Source organism: Demequina litoralis (assembly GCF_030418455.1).
In the GTDB taxonomy this organism is placed as follows: domain Bacteria; phylum Actinomycetota; class Actinomycetes; order Actinomycetales; family Demequinaceae; genus Demequina; species Demequina litoralis.
The window spans coordinates 1-16,817 of record NZ_JAUHPW010000003.1; the positions used below are offsets into that span (position 1 = coordinate 1).

Below are 16,817 nucleotides of genomic sequence, written 5' to 3' on the forward strand. Positions count from 1 at the left end.
ATCCCCAACGCGGCCCTCGCGGCCCGGCTCCACGTCGCCCCGTCGACCACCCACGGCCGCGTCAAGGCGCTGCGCGAGGCCGGGGTGATCCGGTCGAGCCACATCGAGGTGGACTACACGGCGCTCGGCCTCGAGGTCCAGGGAATCGTGTCCGTCCGTCTCCGCGCGCAGGCCCGCCCGCAGATCAAGAGCTACGCCGCGAAGGTGATCCAGCTGCCCAACGTGCTGTCGGTCTTCTTCGTGGGCGGCACCATCGACTTCCTCATCCACGTCGCCTGCACCTCGACCGCGCAGCTGCGCGACTTCGTCGCGAGCGAGCTGAGCATGGACCCGGCGGTCGCCTCGACGGAGACGAACATCGTCTTCGACCACCTCATCGGCCAGGAGCACCTGGGCAGCGGCGGTCTCGCGGCGCTGCGGGGCCCGATCCGCTAGGGACGATGCGCCGTCGGCTCACGCCACCGGCGCCGGCACGCGCGGCGCCCGCGCGTAGACGAGCGCGACCACGAGGTAGGCGCCCGCGACCCCGGCCATCACCCACGGCGAGTAGCCCGTGGTCGGCAGCACGGTCGCCGCGACGGCCGCGCTCGACACGAACGCGACGTTGTACGCCATGTCGTAGAGGGTGAAAGCGCGGCCGCGGTACTCGTCCGCGGTGTCGCGCTGCACGATCGTGTCGACCGCGATCTTGCCGCCCTGGACCGCGAGGCTGATGATCACGGCGGCGCTGAGCAGCGACCACCGCGCCGACGACGCCGCGAGCAGCAGCTGGCCCGAGGCGCCCAGCACCAGGCAGCCGACGATCCACCGATGGCGCCCGACCTTGGGCCCGAGCCACGGCGTCACCACCGCCGCGAGCCCGAACCCGACCGCCGCGAAGCCGAGCACCAGGCTGAAGTTCCCGAGCGACTCCTCGGGACGGTCCGGGTCGCCCAGGAGGTGACGCGACATGAGGATCGATGCGACGAACATGATGCCGTAGAGGAGCCGCTGCGCGGCCATCACGGACAGCGCCTGGAACGGCGTGACGCGTCGCCACAGGTAGGTCACGCCCGACGCGAGCTCCGAGCCGAGCGCGCGCACCTGCGCGCCGAGCCGCAGCGCGGCCAGCGGGTTCTCCGGCCCGAGCTCGTCCCGGCGCAGGAGGGTCGCGGCCCAGGACGATGCGGCGAAGGCCGTGGCCGCCGACACGAGTGCCGCGAGGGCGAGGGAGGCGTCCGAGGCGGTCGGCGCGACGAAGGTCACCACGCCGCCGATCGCGGCGCCCGCGGCCGCGGCGATGGTGCCGAGCGTGGGCATGATCGCGTTCGCGGCGAGCAGCTCGTGCGCCGGCACGACGTTCGCGAGGCCGGCCGACATCGCCGCGAGGAGGAAGCGGTTGACGGAGAGGGTGAGCAGCGCGAGAGCGTAGAGCGACCACAGCGGCCCGTCGACTGCGAGCACCGCGAGGATCAGGCCCGCAAGGCCCACCCTCACGAGGTTGCCGACGAGCAGGATCCGCTGGCGCGGCCAGCGGTCGATGAGCGGCCCGACGAACGGCCCCACCAGGGTGAACGGCGTGAGCAGCACCGCGAAGCCGATGGCGATCTCCGCGGGCGTCGCCGCCTGCGTCGGATCGAAGAAGAAGGCGGTGGCGATGCCCACCTGGAACATCCCGTCGCCCGCCTGCGAGAGCAGGCGCGACAGCGTCAGCCGGCGGAAGCCACGGGCCCGCCAGAGCCGTGCGAGGTCGCTGGCCAGGGTCACGTGCCCAGACTAGAGGTCCGGATGCGGGGGGAGGCATCAGTAGAGTGACGGAGGAAGAGGGGAGGCCGCATGGGCTTCGGTGAAGCCGTCGCGACGTGCTTCCGCCGCTACGCGACGTTCCGCGGCCGCGCGGGCCGCCGCGAGTTCTGGTGGTTCCAGCTGTTCGCCTCGCTCGCGTGGATCGCGACGGTCGTGCTCGCATCGGTGCTGTGGCTCGCCGCCTTCGAGGGTGCCGCACGCCCCACCGAGGACCCCGCGATCAACCCCGACTCGGTCGCGTGGGGCCCGCTGACGGCGGCGCTCGGCGTGCTGCTGCTCTACACGCTGGTGATCACGGTGCCCGTGCTCGCGGTGACCTCGCGCCGTCTCCACGACGTCGGCATGAGCACGTGGTGGCTCGTCCTTACGGTGCTCGGCCTCAGCATCGTCCTCTTCGCCATCGCCCTCGTCGAGGGCCAGCGCGGCGCCAACCGCTTCGGCCCCGACCCGCGCATCGTCCGCAGCGTTCCCGCCCCCGCGTAGCGGCGACACGGGCGCGCACCTGGGACAACGCTGTCAGCACTCGCTAGGGTGGGCGCGCCGGCGACCGCCGGCGCATCGATCAGGGGAGCAGACATGGGCGGTTACACGACGGCGCTGAAGCGCTACGCGGAGTTCAGCGGGCGCTCGCGCCGGGCCGAGTACTGGGGCTTCGTGCTCGTCAACGTGCTCATCTCGGTCGCCTTCAGCATCCTGCTGGCGGTCGCGGGGTACGACTACGAGACGATGGAGGCGAGCGGCTTCGCGATCGTCATCCTGGTGGTCTTCGGCCTCTACGGTCTGGCGATCCTCATCCCGTCGCTCGCGCTGCAGTGGCGCCGGTACCAGGACATCGGCTGGCCGGGCGCAGTGTCGATCATCGGCTGGTTCGTCGGGCTGCTCACCCTCGTGGTCTCCTTCATCCCGGGCAACGACGGCCCGAACCAGTACGGCCCGGACCCCAAGGCCTGAGGTCTCCGCAGCCACGCCGCGCGCGCGACGCGCGGCGTGGCTAGCGTGGGAGCCATCCGGATCGCAGGGAGGTCCACGATGGGCGGCTTCGTCGCCGGGTTCCGGCGCTACACCGAGTTCACGGGACGCTCACGTCGCCGCGACTACTGGGGCTTCGTCCTCGTCAACGCGCTGATCTTCGCCGTGGGAGCGACGCTCGCCCTCACCGTGGGACGCGACGCGGACGCGAGCACCTACACGACGCTCGGATGGGCGATCGTGATCGCCCTGTCCTTCTACGGGCTGGTGCTGCTGGTGCCGGGCATCGCGCTCCAGTTCCGCCGCTACCAGGACATCGGCTGGAACGGCGCCTGGTCGCTGCTCGGCTGGATCGTCCCGCTGCTCACCTTCGTGGTCGCCTGCATCCCGGGGAACCAGGGGCCGAACCGTTTCGGGCCCGACCCGAAGGGCTGAGCGGCGCGAAAGGCCAGGGAAAAGGCCTCCTCCGGTTGCAGGGGTACGTGCCTCGGGCCAGGCTGGACGTATGAGCATCCCGGCACGCGTGGCGATCGTGGGCGGGGCCGGCAAGGTGGCCCGTCGGCTCATCCCCATCCTCCTGCACCGCGATCACGAGGTGATCGCGCTCGCCCGACGGGAGGAGCAGCTCGGCGCGCTGGCCGACCTGGGCGCGATCGCGCGCCACCTCGACATCGAGGCGGCCGACGAGCCGGACTTCGCGGCGGTGCTGGGCGGCTGCGACGCCGTCGTCTTCGCGGCGGGGGGCGGGCCCGACGGCAACGCCTCGCGCAAGCGCACCGTGGATCTCGAGGGGTCGCTCAAGGCGCAGGCGGGTGCGAAGCTCCGCGGCATCAAGCGGTTCGTGCAGGTGTCGGCCATGGGTGTGGATGCGGAGCCGGACCCCGAGCGCGGCGACGTGTGGACCGCGTACGTCTACGCCAAGCGGGAGGCGGACGCGGCGCTGCGCAGCTCGGGCCTCGCGTGGACCATCCTGCGCCCGGGCGCGCTGACGGACGGTCCCGGCACCGGCTGCATCGCCATCGGGGACAAGGTCCAGCCGTACTCGATCCCGCGCGTGGACGTCGCGCAGACCATCGCCTCGTGCATCTCCCGTCCCCGGACCGCGGGGCATCAGTGGGAGATCGTCACCGGTCCGGAGCCGATCGGCACGATCCTCGACCAGCTCACCAAGGACGCCGCCCGCGCGTGAACGGCCACGCGCCGGTCGGGGCCGCGTCCTTCGGCCCCTCCTCTCGCCGTTAGGGTCCCTCCATGGCCACCTGGAAGCACGTCTCGACGTACCTGACCAAGGAGCTGCGGGCGCAGCCGATCGACAAGGCGCGGCTCGCGATCGAGCTGCCGCCGACGACCGAGGGAGCGGCGCCGATCTCGCTGGTGGCGGTGCACGCCGCGGGCGAGGACCCCACGGCCGAGCAGGTGATCCTCCGGGTGGTGGTGGGACCGGCGAACTCGCTGGACCTGGACACGGCGCTCTCGATCGCGGGCACGTCCTCGCGCGGCGGCCTCGTGACGGCCGGCCAGACGGTGCTGCTCACGCACTCGTTCCTGCTCGCGCCGCTGACCGCCGCGGAGGCCCAGGGCACGGCGGGGGTGTCGATCGCGCACCTCGCCGGCGTGCTCGAGCAGATCCGGGCGGCGAGCGCCGCGGGCTGACGTCGGCCGTCGACGCCGGGGACGCGCCGCACCGCGCGACCCGAGCCGCGCATCGTCCCCGGCAGGCAGAAGGCCCGGGCCCCCCTCAGCGGGGGCCCGGGCCTTCTCTATGCCTCAGCGGGTCTCTGACGAGACGGTTCAGCGCTCGACGGCGCCTTCGATGAAGGACTCGAGCTGGGCGCGGCCCTTCGTGTCCTCCATCTGGACCGGCGGCGACTTCATGAAGTAGGTCGACGCGGACAGGATCGGGCCGCCGATGCCGCGGTCCTTGGCGATCTTCGCGGCGCGCATGGCGTCGATGATGATGCCGGCCGAGTTCGGGGAGTCCCACACCTCGAGCTTGTACTCCAGGTTGAGGGGCACCTCGCCGAAGGCCGAGCCCTCGAGGCGGACGTACGCCCACTTGCGGTCGTCGAGCCACGCGACGTAGTCGGACGGGCCGATGTGCACGTCGCGGCCGTCCTTGATGCCGGAGAGCGGGCCGGTGAGGTTCGAGGTGACGGCCTGGGTCTTCGAGATCTTCTTGGACTCGAGACGCTCGCGCTCGAGCATGTTCTTGAAGTCCATGTTGCCGCCGACGTTGAGCTGGTACGTGCGGTCGAGGCGCACGCCGCGGTCCTCGAACAGCTTCGCCATCACGCGGTGGGTGATGGTCGCGCCGACCTGCGACTTGATGTCGTCGCCGACGATCGGCACGCCGGCCTCCTCGAACTTCGCCGCCCACTCCGGGTCGGACGCGATGAAGACGGGGAGGGCGTTGACGAAGGCGACGCCCGCGTCGATCGCGCACTGCGCGTAGAACTTCGCGGCCTGCTCCGAGCCCACGGGGAGGTAGCAGACGAGGACGTCGACCTCGCGGTCCTTGAGGACCTGGACCACGTCGACGGGCTGCTCGTCGGACTCGACGATGGTCTGGCGGTAGTACTTGCCGAGGCCGTCGAGGGTCACGCCGCGCTGGACCTGGACGTCGGTCTTGGGGACGTCGCAGATCTTGATGGTGTTGTTCTCGGACGACTGGGTCGCCTCGACGAGCTCCTTGCCCACCTTGAGCGAGTCGACGTCGAACGCGGCCACGAACTCGATGTCCGAGACGTGGTAGTCGCCGAACTGGACGTGCATGAGGCCCGGGACGGTCTCCTCGGCCTTGGCGTTCTTGTAGAACTCCACACCCTGGATGAGCGACGTGGCGCAGTTGCCGACGCCGACGATGGCGGCACGAAGCTTGGCCATGGTTGTTGTCTCCTTGACTAGTGGCCCGTGGGGGTAGGACCTGGGTTGTCACCGCCGGGGGCGGATCGTTCATTCTCGATGAGCCGGTCGAGCCAAGAGATCTCGCGCTCGACCTGCTCGAGGCCGTGGCGCTGGAGCTCGGCGGTGTAGGCGTCGTGGCGCTCGTGCATCCGCTTGAGCCCCTCGGCGACCTCCTCGAGCCGCTCGGAGAGGCGGCTGCGCCGCCCCTCGAGGATCCGCAGCCGCGTGGCGGCGTCGGTGTGGGCGAAGAGCGAGAACCGGACGTCGAACGCGTCGTCGTCCCACGACGACGCGCCGGCGCTCGCCAGCTCCTCGGCCAGTCGGGTGCGACCCGCGTCGGTGAGGCTGTACGCGATGCGCGCGCGGCGGGATGATGCGGGGGACGCGCCCGCGGGCTCCTCGCCCGCGGACTCGATGAGCCCCGCCTCGACCATGCGGCGCAGGCACGGGTACAGCGACCCGTAGCTGAGGGCCCTGAACGGGCCCAGCTCGGCTCCCAGACGCTTGCGGATCTGGTAGCCGTGCAGCGGCTGGTCGCGGAGGATGCCGAGGATCGCGAGCGTCAGGACGTCGGTCTTGGTCACGCGCGGCTCCTCTCTCCTCGCGGCCCGCAGCAGCGGGCCGATATCACGACCAGTTGTATCGCACCGATACATCGGAGACCGTACAGTAGGGCGAACCGATGCGCGAATCCGCCGCGCCGCGGGGACACGGGGCGACGTTCGCGCGTTGGACGATGCGGCGATCGGCCCCCCGTGGCGACGCCCCCGGGTGCGCCCGCGTCCGCAGCCGCCCATCCAGCGATCCGTAAGGTGGTCACGTGACCGAACGCTCGAGCAGCCCCCAGCGCGTCTCCACGCGCCGCACCTCGTCGACCCCGGCCCAGCCCCCGCGCTCGGGCCAGGCGCCGACCCGGCGCAGCACGCGCACGCCGCAGTCCGGAGGGGCCGCGTGGGCGAGCACGGGGGTGCAGCAGACCGCCGCATCGTCCACCGCCCCGGCAGGCGGCGGCAACGGCGGCGACGGCGGCGGCAAGGGCACGAAGGACAAGGACGGCGGCAAGGGCGACCAGCCCCGCTGGAAGCGCATCCTCAAGATCACCGGCATCACGGCGCTCATCGCGGGCCTCGTCGCGGTCGCGGTCGCCGCGATCGGCATCATGGTGATCTACTCGCGCCTCGAGGTGCCCGCGGCCTCCGACGTCGCGCTCGCGCAGTCCTCCACCGTGTACTGGGCGGGCGGCAAGCAGGAGATGGCGAAGGTCGGCGAGGTCGACCGCGAGATCATCGACTGCGCGGCCCTGCCCGACCACGTGCCGCACGCGATCGTCGCCGCCGAGGACCGCAGCTTCTACACGAACCCCGGCATCGACTTCACGGCCACGGCCAGGGCGCTCTACAACACCATCATCCTGGGCAACACCCAGGGCGGCTCGACCATCACCCAGCAGTACGTCGAGCGCTACTACGTGGGCGAGACCACCACCGACATCCCGGGCAAGATCAAGGAGGCGCTGCTCGCGCTCAAGGTGGACTCGGAGCAGACCAAGGACGAGGTCCTCTGCAACTACATGAACACCATCTACCTGGGCCGCGGCGCGTACGGCATCGAGGCCGCCGCGCAGGAGTACTTCGGCAAGCCCGCCGAGGAGCTCACGGTGGCCGAGGCCGCGCTGATCGCCGGCGTCATCCCCGCGCCGAGCGCGTGGGACCCGCGCGTCAGCCCCTCCGACGCGGAGCGCCGCTGGAACTACGTGCTCGACGGCATGGTCGACGCGGAGTTCCTGTCGCAGGCCGAGCGTGACGCGCAGGAGATGCCCGAGACGGTGGACTACACGACCTCCGACACGTTCGGCGGCACCAACGGCTACCTCATCCGCGCCGCGCTCGACGAGGCGATCGCCACGCTCGACCTCACGCAGGAGGAGCTCGAGATGGGTGGCTACCAGGTGGTCACCACGTTCAAGAGGAAGGACCAGCAGTCCGTGGTCAAGGCCGTGAAGGCCATGCCGGACGACCACGCGGACAACCTCAAGGTCGCGGCCACCACCGTCGACGCCGCCACGGGCGCCGTCACCGCGATGTACGGCGGCCCCGACTACCTCGAGGTCCAGCGCAACGCCGTCACCCAGGACATCGCGCAGGCGGGCTCGACCTTCAAGCCCTTCGCGATGATCGCGGGGCTGTCGAACGGCTTCTCGCTCGAGACCGAGTACCTGTCGAACGACTCGATGACGCTGCCGGGCTTCGAGAACCCCGTGCGCAACTACGCGGGCGTGAACTTCGGGTGGATCGACATGGTCGAGGCGACCACGAACTCGGTGAACACGTACTACGTGCAGCTCAACGAGGCCGTCGGCCCGGACGTCACCATGGAGACCGCGATCGAGGCGGGCCTGCCCGAGGACACCGTCGGCCTCGACGCGAACGCCGCGAACGTGCTCGGCACGGCGTCCCCGACCGCGATGCAGATGGCCCAGGCCTACTCGACCATCGCGGACGGCGGGCAGAAGAAGGACACCTACATGGTGCAGCGGATCATCGGCCCGGACGGCGAGGTCGCCTTCGAGCACGAGGACGACGCCGAGCGGGTCTTCTCCAAGGACGTCATCGCGGACACCACCTACGCGATGCAGCAGGTCGTCGAGCGCGGCTCGGCGGTGAAGGCCAGCGCCCTCGGCCGCCCCATCGCGGGCAAGACGGGCACGTCGAACGACAACAACTCGGCGTGGTTCGCCGGCTTCACCCCCCAGATCGTCGGCATCGTGTCGATGTACCAGGTGGGCGACGACGGCTCGGTCCAGTCGATCACCCCGTTCGGCGGCTACTCCGAGATCACCGGCTCGACCGTGCCCACCGACATCTGGGTGGCCATGATGGGCCCGATCCTCGACCGCATGGACGTCGTCGACTTCCCCGACCGCGCGAACGTGGGCAAGGCCGTCAACTCGAGCCCGTCGCCGACGGCGACCGAGGAGCCCTCGCCCGAGCCGTCCGAGACCAGCACCCCGAAGCCGTCGAAGACGAGCACCCCCAAGCCGACGGAGACCTCGGAGCCGGAGCCGTCCGAGACCACCGAGCCGCCCGTCACCACGCCCACGCCCGAGCCGACGCCCGAGGTGACGGCCACCGCGCAGCCGGAGGCCGACGGCGGAGGCGGCGGGGCGTCGTAGCCGCGGGACGATGCGCGGGCCGGGTGCCCGCGCATCGTCGCGTCAGCGGGAGACCGCCCGCTTGAGGCGGAGCGCCGCGACGAGCGCACGGTAGCGGAGCGGCTTGAGCGGCACGTCCCACGCGCCGTCGCACTCGACGATCTCCCCGAACTGCTGCTTGAACTCGCGCACGCCCATGAGCTGCGGCGCGCGCTCGGAGCCCACGCCGAAGAGGTCGTACTCGCGCACGCCCTCCTCCTTGAGCGCCATGAGGATCTCCCACTTGATGCGCAGGGCCGCGTTGGTGTCGCGCGCCTCGAGGTTGTTGCCCGCGTAGTAGTCGGTGCCGCCGTCCTCGTGCACCACCGCGATCACCCATGCGACGGCGCGGCCCGGGGCGAGGTCGCCGTCGGGGCCCGTGTCGTGGCGGCGCGCGACCCAGACGCGGGCGTGCGGCGCGAGCGCCTCGAGCATCGTCAGGTACATGTCCGCGGGGAAGATGCCGAAGCCGGCGCCCGCCGCGGTCTCGCGGTAGATCGCGTAGAGCTCCTCGAAGGCCTCGGGCGTGAGACCCGTCTCCTCCGTGACCGTCATCGCCTCGTCCTTGAGGGTCCTGCGGATCTTGTAGCGGCCGCGCTTGGAGAACGTCGCCATGATCGCGTCGGGCTCGGGCGTGAGGTCGATGTAGACGGTGTGGTCGAACGTGACGGTCTGGAGGAGCTCGCGCAGGTCGGGGGCCGCGTGGCGGGCGTGGAGGCGAAGGAACACCGCCCACGGGAAGCGTGTCCGGAGGTCCGCCGTGAGCGCGTCGCGGACCGCCTTCTCGTGCTCCGGCGTGCGCTCGACCAGCGGGATCGGGCCGTGCTTGGCCCACACGTAGGGGAAGCCGCGCACCTCGTAGCGGGACAGGCTCACGACGGCGACCGGGGCGTCCTGCGCGTCGACCACCGCGAGCCGCACCAGGTGCTCGCGTCCCGGCACGGCGGCGTCGTAGGCGTCCCACGCGGGGGCCTGCTCGATCGGGACCGGGTGGTCGGCGCCGCGGGCGAGCTCAAGGAACCGCTCGTCGGAGACCTCCTCGACGCGGAGGGGCGTGGGGATCGTCATGGCCACGAGCCTATCCGTGGCCCGATTCGTGCCGCTGTCAGCAACCGTGAGGTCGGGTGACGGTCTCGGACGGGTGCGGGCGTGAACCGTGGGGTCCTGTGACGGGCCTGCCGCCTGACACGGATGGTGAGATCACGGCGGCCGTCCGGGCCCGGCGTTCGCATCATCGGACCTGCCTGGGCCCTGGTGACACGATTCCTCACGATCGAGCCGCGGCGCCGCGCGGAACCGTCACGGATCCTCACGGCTGACGGCGGGACCGCCTAGAACCCGCTCTCCGTGGGCCGTGGGTAGTGCTGGCGGTACTTCTGCACCAGGCGCAGGTCGAGCGCGCGCACCCACAGCCGGCGCTTGAGGCTCGCGTCGCCGCGGTAGCGCAGCGGGTGGTGCACGCCGTGCCGGCGCTTGGCCGCCTTGACCCGCGCGCGCAGCCCCGGCTCGAGCACGTAGCGCAGCAGGAAGCGGTACGGCACCACCGAGTAGAGCACCTGGTCCTGCGGTACCTGCGGCGCGGGCGGGGCGTCGCCGTCGACGGCCTCGGGCAGCAGGTCGCGCGCGACCATCTCCGCGACGTTGACGCCCGCGGCGGTGACGTAGAAGTTGTTGCGTCCGATGCGCGGGTTGACCTCGAAGAACACGTTCTCGCCGGTGCGGCTGGAGACCTTGTAGTCGAAGTTCGCGAAGCCGTAGTAGCCGGCGTGGTCGAGCAGCCGGGCAGCCGCGTCGAAGGCCTCGTCGTCGACGTGCGTGAGGATCGCCGCGGGGATGCCGAGCGTGCCGGGCGTGTGCTCCTCGAGCAGCACCTGGCCGCCGGCGACCAGCGTGACGGCGCCGTCCGAGTCGCGGTAGGCGGTGAGCGAGCGCATGTGGGTCTCGTCGCCCGGCACGAACTCCTGGAGCAGGAACTCGCTCGGATAGGCGCGCTCCGCGAGGTGGCCGAGGACCGCCTCGATCTGCGCCTCCGACGTGAAATGGTCGATCTTCTGCTTGCCCGGGAAGTCGACCTCGAACCAGTCGGCGCTGTCGGCGGGCTTGCCGATGACCGGGTACTCGAGGCCGGTCTCGCGCAGCCGGGTCAGCGCCTCGGCCGGCGGCACGGCGCCCGCGGCCAGGGCCTCGGGGGTGAAGCCGACCGCGATCGTGAGCGGGGTGCGGATCCCCACCGCGTCGCAGGCCTCGGCGAAGGCGACCTTCGAGGACACCGCGTCGAACATCGCGAGATCCGGCAGCGGCAGGCGCCAGCGCGGGTCGAGGCGGTCGCGGTGCTCGGCGAGCAGGCGCACGTGGAAGTCCAGGTTGGTGAAGAGCACGAGCTCGTGGTCGGGGTGCCCGGCCGCGATCTCGTCGAGCCGGCCGAGCAGCGTCTCGGGGATGAAGACGTCGGGCTCGACGATCCACCGGGCGAGGGTCGAGTGGCGTCCGAAGGTGGTGACGCGCGGTCCCAGCACGATCGACTCCCAGCCGAAGCGCTCGTGCGCCGCCCGCTGGAACGCGTACGTCCCGATGTCGCCGCCCAGCCCCACGACCAGCACCTGCTTCACACATACCTCCCGGTTCGCCCGTGCCAGTCTAGGCGGCGGCGCCCGCGCGGCTCCGTGCCGCTGTCGGCGACGGCCGCTACGGTGCCGGGTACCGGACCAGATCCCAGGGGGGACCACCATGCATCGCGCCGTCGCCGCCATCGGCACCACCGCCCTCGTTCTCGCTCTCGCGGCGTGCAGCGCCGACGACCCGGAGGCCGCGGACGCGAGCGTGGGCGCGGAGGCCGCCGCGACGGTCGAGGCCGAGGCGTCCCCCGAGCCCTCGGTCACCGAGGCGCCGCTGACGATCGTCGAGCAGGTCGCCGCGGACTACGCGGACGAGGACTGGGCGCCCGCCGACTCGCCCGCCTTCGCCCTCACCGCCGACGAGCGCAACGAGTACATGGAGCTGGTCACCGCGGAGGCGGGCGTCGAGGAGGCCTTCGCCGACGTGCTGACCGCGGAAGAGGTCGACGGCGGCGCGATGACCGGGCTGCTCGTCGAGGTCGCCGAGGACCTCTCGCGCGCGGGACGGGACATCATGATCGTCGCGATGCTGGGCGACAGCGCCACCGAGGCCGACGTCCCGCTCACGGACGACGACCTGGTCCTCCTGCTCGAGACAGGCTGGGACGTGTGCGAGGCGACGCGCTCGGGCACGGCCTACGACGAGGCGTTCGGCGAGGCGTTCGTCGACGCGATGACCGCCGCCATGTCCGCGGGCCTCAGCACCGACGAGGAGGAGTCGGAGGCCGCCGCCAACACCGCCGCCGCGGCGATGATGGGTGCGATGTTCGCGCACCTCCAGTGCCCCGAGTTCGCGGACGACGCGGCGGAGGCGTTCGCGCAGATGGGTGACGCGTAGGCGCCGGTGGACGGGTGGGATGGTGCCCGGCGCATCGTCCCTCCACCGCCCGGGACCTGCTACTGGCGCATCGTCCCTGGCGGACGGTATCCTGTGATGTCGCGGATACCCCTGACCACCTGGTCAGGACGTCCGCGACTGCATCACCCTCCTGCCACGGAACGTCCGTGGCCGCATGAGTCCAGAGGAGGTGGGTATAGATGCGTCAGTACGAGATGATGATCATCCTCGACCCTGAGATCGACGAGCGCACCGTCACCCCGTCGCTCGACAAGTACCTTCAGGTCATCACCGGCGACTCCGGCACCGTCGACAAGCTCGACGTGTGGGGCCGTCGCCGCCTGGCCTACCCGATCAAGAAGAAGAACGACGGCATCTACGCCGTCGTGAACTTCACGTCGGAGTCCGCGACCGCGAAGGAGCTGGAGCGCCAGCTGGGTCTCAACGAGACCATCCTCCGCACCAAGCTGCTCCGCCCGGACGCCCACTAAGGGTCCGGGCTTCTCCCGACTCTCACCAGCGAATACACGAAACCAAGGGGAACACACATGGCAGGCGACACCCAGATCACCGTGGTCGGCAACCTCACCGGAGACCCGGAGCTTCGCTTCATCTCCTCCGGCGCGGCCGTCGTCAACTTCACGGTGGCGTCCACCCCCCGCACGTTCGACCGTCAGTCGAACGAGTGGAAGGACGGCGAGACCCTGTTCATGCGTTGCTCCCTGTGGCGTGAGGCCGCCGAGAACGTCGCAGAGTCCCTCACCAAGGGCATGCGCGTGATCGTGACCGGCCGCCTCGTGTCCCGCTCGTGGGAGGCGAACGGCGAGAAGCGCACCGTCATGGAGATGCAGGTCGACGAGGTCGGCCCCTCGCTCCGCTACGCCACCGCCAAGGTCACGCGCACGCAGCGCGGCGGCCAGGGCGGCGGCTTCAGCGGCGGCGGCGGTGGCGGCGGCTTCGGCGGCGGCAACTCCGGCGGTGGCTACAGCAGCTCGCCGGCCGGCGGCTCCTCGAACGACCCGTGGGCGACCGCCCCGGCGTCGGACGAGCCGCCGTTCTGATCGGTACTTTTCACTCAGGAGTCTTCAACATGGCTAAGCACGACATCCGCAAGCCGCGCAAGAAGGTCAACCCGCTCAAGGCCGCCAAGGTCGAGCGGATCGACTACAAGGACACCGCGCTGCTTCGCAAGTTCATCTCCGACCGCGGCAAGATCCGTTCGCGCCGCGTCACCGGTGTCACCGTCCAGGAGCAGCGCGAGATCGCGCGTGCGATCAAGGTCGCGCGCGAGATGGCGCTCCTCCCCTACTCCGGCTCCGGCCGCTGATCGGGGGGATCTCATATGGCTAAGGTCATCCTGACCCACGAGGTCTCCGGCCTCGGCATCGCCGGCGACGTCGTCGACGTCAAGGACGGTTACGCTCGCAACTACCTGGTTCCGCGCAAGCTCGCCACCCCGTGGTCGGCCGGCGCCGAGAAGCAGATCGAGGGTCTCCGCAAGGCGCGCCGCGCCAAGGAGATCGCGACCATCGAGGGTGCCCAGGCCGCGCGCGACGCGCTGCAGTCGGCCCCCGTCGTCGTCGAGGTGAAGGCCGGCGAGTCCGGTCGTCTCTTCGGCGCCGTGTCGCCCGCCGACATCGCGAACGCGATCGGCGCCCGCGCCACGGTCGACAAGCGTCGCATCCACGTCGCCCAGCCCATCAAGGCGCTCGGCGAGTACCAGGTGAAGGTCTCCCTCCACCAGGACGTGGCCGCGAACGTCACCGTCAAGGTGGTCGCCGCCAAGTAGCCCTTCTCCGGCAGGTCGCACGAGGCCCGTCGCCCCTCCCGCTCGTCGGGAGGGTCGGCGGGCCTCGTCGCGTTGCGGCTCCAGCGACCCGGCTGTCGGGGGCCGCGGGCGTCGTCCGGTTGCGGCGCAGCCACCCATATGTCGGAGCGTTCGCGTGCCGATCCGTCAGCCGTGCTGCTTCCGACCCGCGCGTCGGACCGCATCCCCGACGCTCCTTCCGCGGGGTCGGACGGCGCCGCGCGCACGGCGCTTCGGACACACCGGGACATTTCGACACCCCGCGGCACGACACGCCGGAACGCGACACGCCGGGGACTTCGCCGGGCAAGTTCTCCACAGCAAAGCCCCGCTCAAATCGGCAGGTAAGCACGCCACAACGTGGATATCTCGCGAGTCATCCACACCCTTGTCCACATGCCCCCCGCACGGTTGTCCACGGGCCGAGGGCCGTCATCCACGGTTGTCCCCGAGTTCTCCACGGGTCATCCACGGCGAGCCGTCCGGCCGATTTGTGGCCCGCCCCGCCGGGGCCTAGATTCGCGTGCCTGAGCCGGCTCTGTCAGACGTCGGCGCGACACTGGGTGGGACCGGAGGGAGAGGCGATACATGTCCGTCGACGAGCTCGAGGCCGCATACGGCTCCGATCCTGGCCCCCGCAACAGCTTCGACCGGCTGCCCCCGCAGAACCTCGAGGCCGAGCAGAGCGTCCTGGGCTCGATGATGCTCTCGAAGGACGCGATGGCGGACGTCATCGAGGCGGTCCGAGGCGACGACTTCTACAAGCCGGCCCACGAGACCGTGTTCGACGTCGCGGTGAAGCTGTACAACGCCGGCGACCCGGTCGACGCGCTCACCGTCAGCGCGGAGCTCCAGCGCCAGGGCGAGCTGTCCCGCATCGGCGGTGCGGAGTACCTCCACACGCTCATCGCGATGGTGCCGTCGGCGGCATCCGCGGGCTACTACGCGCGCATCGTCCGCGAGCAGGCCATCCTGCGCAAGCTGGTCGAGGCGGGCACGCGCATCGCCAACCTCGGCTACGACGGCGAGGGCGCCGAGGTCGACCAGATCGTCGACGCCGCGTCGTCCGAGATCTTCGCGGTGACCGAGCGCCGCAACTCGGAGGACTACCTCGCCATCGGCGAGATCATGGAGCGCACGCTCGAGGAGGTCGACGCCGCCTCGAACCGCGACGGCTCGATGCTCGGCGTCCCCACGGGCTTCCGCGCGCTCGACGACCTCACCGGCGGCCTGCAGGCGGGCCAGATGGTCGTCATCGCGGCGCGACCCGCGGTCGGCAAGTCGACGCTCGGCCTGGACATCGCGCGCTCGTGCGCGATCAGGAACAACAAGGCCGCCGTCATCTTCTCGCTCGAGATGAGCCGCGAGGAGATCACCAAGCGCATGCTCTCGGCGGAGGCGAGCGTCAAGCTCTCGAGCCTCACCAAGGGGCCGATGGGCCCCAGCGACTGGGAGCGCCTCGCGCAGACCGCCGCCTCGGTCGCCAAGGCGCCGCTGTTCATCGACGACAGCCCCAACATGTCGCTCATGGAGATCCGCGCGAAGTGCCGCCGCCTCAAGCAGCAGCACGACCTCAAGCTCATCGTGGTCGACTACCTCCAGCTGATGACGTCGGGCCGCAAGGTCGAGTCGCGCCAGCAGGAGGTCTCCGAGTTCTCCCGCGCGCTCAAGCTGCTCGCCAAGGAGGTCGAGGCGCCGGTCATCGCGATCTCGCAGCTGAACCGTGGATCCGAGCAGCGCGGCGACAAGAAGCCGATGCTGTCCGACATGCGTGAGTCCGGCGCGATCGAGCAGGACGCGGACATCGTGATCCTGCTGCACCGCGAGGACGTCTACGACCGCGAGAACCGGCCCGGCGAGGCGGACTTCATCGTCGCGAAGCACCGCGCGGGACCGACCGACACGATCGAGGTCGCCTTCCGCAAGGATTACGCGCACTTCACGGACATGGCGCGCGACCTGTAGCTCGTGCGCCACCCATCCGTCCCCTCGAACGCTCCGAACGCCTTGCGCTGACGGTCCGGACGAGAGGGAGGATGGGCTCATGAGACGAGCGACGATGCTGGGCGCCACGATCGGCGCGCTGGTGCTGGCGGGGTGCGCCAGCGGCGAGGCCGAGGGCGGCGACGCCGCGATGAGCGAGACGCCGATGGAGTCCACGGCCCACGCGACGGCGGACGCCATGGAGCCGGTCGAGACCCCCGAACCCGAGGTGACCGTTGCGGAGGAGGCCTCGGAGCCCGAGCCCGACAGCGCCTTCGCCTTCACCGCGCCCACGGTCATGGGCGGCGAGACCTTCGACGGCGCGACCCTCGACGACACGGACGTGATCCTGTGGTTCTGGGCGCCCTGGTGCCCCACCTGCGTCGCCGAGGCGCCCGTGCTGCTCGACGCCGCGGAGCGGCTGCCGGACGGGATCGAGATCGTGGGCCTCGCGGGCCTGTCGGGCGACCAGTCGTTCATGCAGGAGTTCGTCGAGATGACCGGCACCGAGTCGTTCACGCACGTCGCGGACCTCGACGGCAGCGTCTGGCGCGGCTTCGACGTGAGCTCCCAGGCGACGATCATCGTGGTCGACGACTCCGGCGACGCCTACACGCTGGGCGCCGGCACGACCGCGGACGAGCTCGTCGACTACGCGGAGAAGATCGCCGCGACCTGATCCCCGGTGACGCCCGGCGCCGCGCCCGCGGCGCCGGGCGTTCCCAT

At 71.0% G+C, this 16,817-nt stretch carries 19 protein-coding genes; 14 read left to right on the plus strand and 5 right to left on the minus strand.

Annotation, left to right across the window (positions count from 1 at the left end; translation table 11 throughout):
• A partial coding sequence (locus QQX09_RS04445) for an Lrp/AsnC family transcriptional regulator (protein WP_301131559.1) occupies positions 1–435 on the plus strand: 435 nt, incomplete at its 5' end.
• A gap of 18 nt (positions 436–453) precedes the next feature.
• On the opposite strand, the gene QQX09_RS04450 is transcribed toward QQX09_RS04445, so the two are convergent.
• On the minus strand, positions 454–1,746 hold the full coding sequence (locus tag QQX09_RS04450; RefSeq protein ID WP_301131561.1) for an MFS transporter: 1,293 nt from the start codon (positions 1,744–1,746) through the stop codon (positions 454–456).
• A gap of 69 nt (positions 1,747–1,815) precedes the next feature.
• On the opposite strand from QQX09_RS04450, the gene QQX09_RS04455 reads away from it, so the two are divergent.
• The 5 genes from QQX09_RS04455 (at position 1,816) to QQX09_RS04475 (ending at position 4,407) form a co-directional block, all read left to right on the plus strand.
• Positions 1,816–2,268 carry a DUF805 domain-containing protein gene (locus tag QQX09_RS04455; RefSeq protein WP_301131562.1) on the plus strand — a complete coding sequence of 151 codons (453 nt, stop codon included), beginning with the start codon at positions 1,816–1,818 and terminating at the stop codon, positions 2,266–2,268.
• Between the two features lie 93 nt (positions 2,269–2,361).
• Positions 2,362–2,736, plus strand: coding sequence for a DUF805 domain-containing protein (locus QQX09_RS04460; RefSeq protein ID WP_301131563.1), 375 nt, complete (start codon positions 2,362–2,364; stop codon positions 2,734–2,736).
• A gap of 78 nt (positions 2,737–2,814) precedes the next feature.
• On the plus strand, positions 2,815–3,189 hold the full coding sequence (locus QQX09_RS04465; protein ID WP_301131564.1) for a DUF805 domain-containing protein: 375 nt from the start codon (positions 2,815–2,817) through the stop codon (positions 3,187–3,189).
• 70 nt (positions 3,190–3,259) lie between these two features.
• Positions 3,260–3,943, plus strand: a complete 684-nt coding sequence (locus QQX09_RS04470) for an SDR family oxidoreductase (protein ID WP_301131565.1) — start codon at positions 3,260–3,262, stop codon at positions 3,941–3,943.
• Between the two features lie 62 nt (positions 3,944–4,005).
• A complete protein-coding gene (locus tag QQX09_RS04475) occupies positions 4,006–4,407 on the plus strand; it encodes a hypothetical protein (RefSeq protein WP_301131566.1) in 402 nt (133 codons plus the stop codon).
• A 138-nt stretch (positions 4,408–4,545) separates the two neighbouring features.
• Here QQX09_RS04475 and QQX09_RS04480 read toward each other — a convergent pair whose 3' ends face one another.
• Together QQX09_RS04480 and QQX09_RS04485 are read right to left on the minus strand one after the other, a co-directional pair.
• Entirely contained in the window at positions 4,546–5,637 is a 1,092-nt protein-coding gene (locus QQX09_RS04480; RefSeq protein ID WP_301131567.1) for an inositol-3-phosphate synthase, read from the minus strand.
• A 17-nt stretch (positions 5,638–5,654) separates the two neighbouring features.
• A complete protein-coding gene (locus tag QQX09_RS04485) occupies positions 5,655–6,242 on the minus strand; it encodes a PadR family transcriptional regulator (protein ID WP_301131568.1) in 588 nt (195 codons plus the stop codon).
• A 236-nt stretch (positions 6,243–6,478) separates the two neighbouring features.
• On the opposite strand from QQX09_RS04485, the gene QQX09_RS04490 reads away from it, so the two are divergent.
• A complete protein-coding gene (locus QQX09_RS04490; protein WP_301131569.1) occupies positions 6,479–8,830 on the plus strand; it encodes a transglycosylase domain-containing protein in 2,352 nt (783 codons plus the stop codon).
• 42 nt (positions 8,831–8,872) lie between these two features.
• Here QQX09_RS04490 and QQX09_RS04495 read toward each other — a convergent pair whose 3' ends face one another.
• Entirely contained in the window at positions 8,873–9,916 is a 1,044-nt protein-coding gene (locus tag QQX09_RS04495; protein WP_301131570.1) for a lipid II:glycine glycyltransferase FemX, read from the minus strand.
• 263 nt (positions 9,917–10,179) lie between these two features.
• Positions 10,180–11,457, minus strand: a complete 1,278-nt coding sequence (locus QQX09_RS04500) for a carboxylate--amine ligase (RefSeq protein WP_301131571.1) — start codon at positions 11,455–11,457, stop codon at positions 10,180–10,182.
• Between the two features lie 118 nt (positions 11,458–11,575).
• Between QQX09_RS04500 and QQX09_RS04505 the strand changes: the two genes are divergently transcribed.
• The 7 genes from QQX09_RS04505 to QQX09_RS04535 all read left to right on the plus strand — a co-directional run bounded on the left by QQX09_RS04505 (position 11,576) and on the right by QQX09_RS04535 (position 16,770).
• Complete coding sequence (locus tag QQX09_RS04505; RefSeq protein ID WP_301131572.1) at positions 11,576–12,301, plus strand: hypothetical protein; 726 nt, start codon at positions 11,576–11,578, stop codon at positions 12,299–12,301.
• A gap of 200 nt (positions 12,302–12,501) precedes the next feature.
• Complete coding sequence (rpsF, locus tag QQX09_RS04510; RefSeq protein ID WP_062299428.1) at positions 12,502–12,792, plus strand: 30S ribosomal protein S6; 291 nt, start codon at positions 12,502–12,504, stop codon at positions 12,790–12,792.
• A 57-nt stretch (positions 12,793–12,849) separates the two neighbouring features.
• A complete protein-coding gene (locus tag QQX09_RS04515; protein WP_301131573.1) occupies positions 12,850–13,362 on the plus strand; it encodes a single-stranded DNA-binding protein in 513 nt (170 codons plus the stop codon).
• 29 nt (positions 13,363–13,391) lie between these two features.
• Positions 13,392–13,628: a 30S ribosomal protein S18 gene (rpsR, locus tag QQX09_RS04520; protein WP_062299433.1), complete on the plus strand. Its 237-nt coding sequence runs from the start codon at positions 13,392–13,394 to the stop codon at positions 13,626–13,628.
• 15 nt (positions 13,629–13,643) lie between these two features.
• Entirely contained in the window at positions 13,644–14,090 is a 447-nt protein-coding gene (gene rplI / locus QQX09_RS04525; protein WP_301131574.1) for a 50S ribosomal protein L9, read from the plus strand.
• Between the two features lie 606 nt (positions 14,091–14,696).
• Positions 14,697–16,073, plus strand: a complete 1,377-nt coding sequence (dnaB, locus tag QQX09_RS04530; protein ID WP_301131575.1) for a replicative DNA helicase — start codon at positions 14,697–14,699, stop codon at positions 16,071–16,073.
• A 79-nt stretch (positions 16,074–16,152) separates the two neighbouring features.
• On the plus strand, positions 16,153–16,770 hold the full coding sequence (locus QQX09_RS04535) for a redoxin domain-containing protein (protein ID WP_301131576.1): 618 nt from the start codon (positions 16,153–16,155) through the stop codon (positions 16,768–16,770).
• Positions 16,771–16,817 lie beyond the last annotated feature (47 nt).

Excerpts from the sequence above, each read along its gene's own strand:
- QQX09_RS04455 (WP_301131562.1), top strand. The coding sequence starts at position 1,816 with ATGGGCTTCGGTGAAGCCGTCGCGACGTGCTTCCGCCGCTACGCGACG.
- QQX09_RS04460 (WP_301131563.1), top strand. The coding sequence starts at position 2,362 with ATGGGCGGTTACACGACGGCGCTGAAGCGCTACGCGGAGTTCAGCGGG.
- QQX09_RS04465 (WP_301131564.1), top strand. The coding sequence starts at position 2,815 with ATGGGCGGCTTCGTCGCCGGGTTCCGGCGCTACACCGAGTTCACGGGA.
- QQX09_RS04470 (WP_301131565.1), top strand. The coding sequence starts at position 3,260 with ATGAGCATCCCGGCACGCGTGGCGATCGTGGGCGGGGCCGGCAAGGTG.
- QQX09_RS04475 (WP_301131566.1), top strand. The coding sequence starts at position 4,006 with ATGGCCACCTGGAAGCACGTCTCGACGTACCTGACCAAGGAGCTGCGG.
- QQX09_RS04480 (WP_301131567.1), bottom strand. The coding sequence starts at position 5,637 with ATGGCCAAGCTTCGTGCCGCCATCGTCGGCGTCGGCAACTGCGCCACG.
- QQX09_RS04495 (WP_301131570.1), bottom strand. The coding sequence starts at position 9,916 with ATGACGATCCCCACGCCCCTCCGCGTCGAGGAGGTCTCCGACGAGCGG.
- QQX09_RS04505 (WP_301131572.1), top strand. The coding sequence starts at position 11,576 with ATGCATCGCGCCGTCGCCGCCATCGGCACCACCGCCCTCGTTCTCGCT.
- rpsF (WP_062299428.1), top strand. The coding sequence starts at position 12,502 with ATGCGTCAGTACGAGATGATGATCATCCTCGACCCTGAGATCGACGAG.
- QQX09_RS04515 (WP_301131573.1), top strand. The coding sequence starts at position 12,850 with ATGGCAGGCGACACCCAGATCACCGTGGTCGGCAACCTCACCGGAGAC.
- rpsR (WP_062299433.1), top strand. The coding sequence starts at position 13,392 with ATGGCTAAGCACGACATCCGCAAGCCGCGCAAGAAGGTCAACCCGCTC.
- rplI (WP_301131574.1), top strand. The coding sequence starts at position 13,644 with ATGGCTAAGGTCATCCTGACCCACGAGGTCTCCGGCCTCGGCATCGCC.
- dnaB (WP_301131575.1), top strand. The coding sequence starts at position 14,697 with ATGTCCGTCGACGAGCTCGAGGCCGCATACGGCTCCGATCCTGGCCCC.
- QQX09_RS04535 (WP_301131576.1), top strand. The coding sequence starts at position 16,153 with ATGAGACGAGCGACGATGCTGGGCGCCACGATCGGCGCGCTGGTGCTG.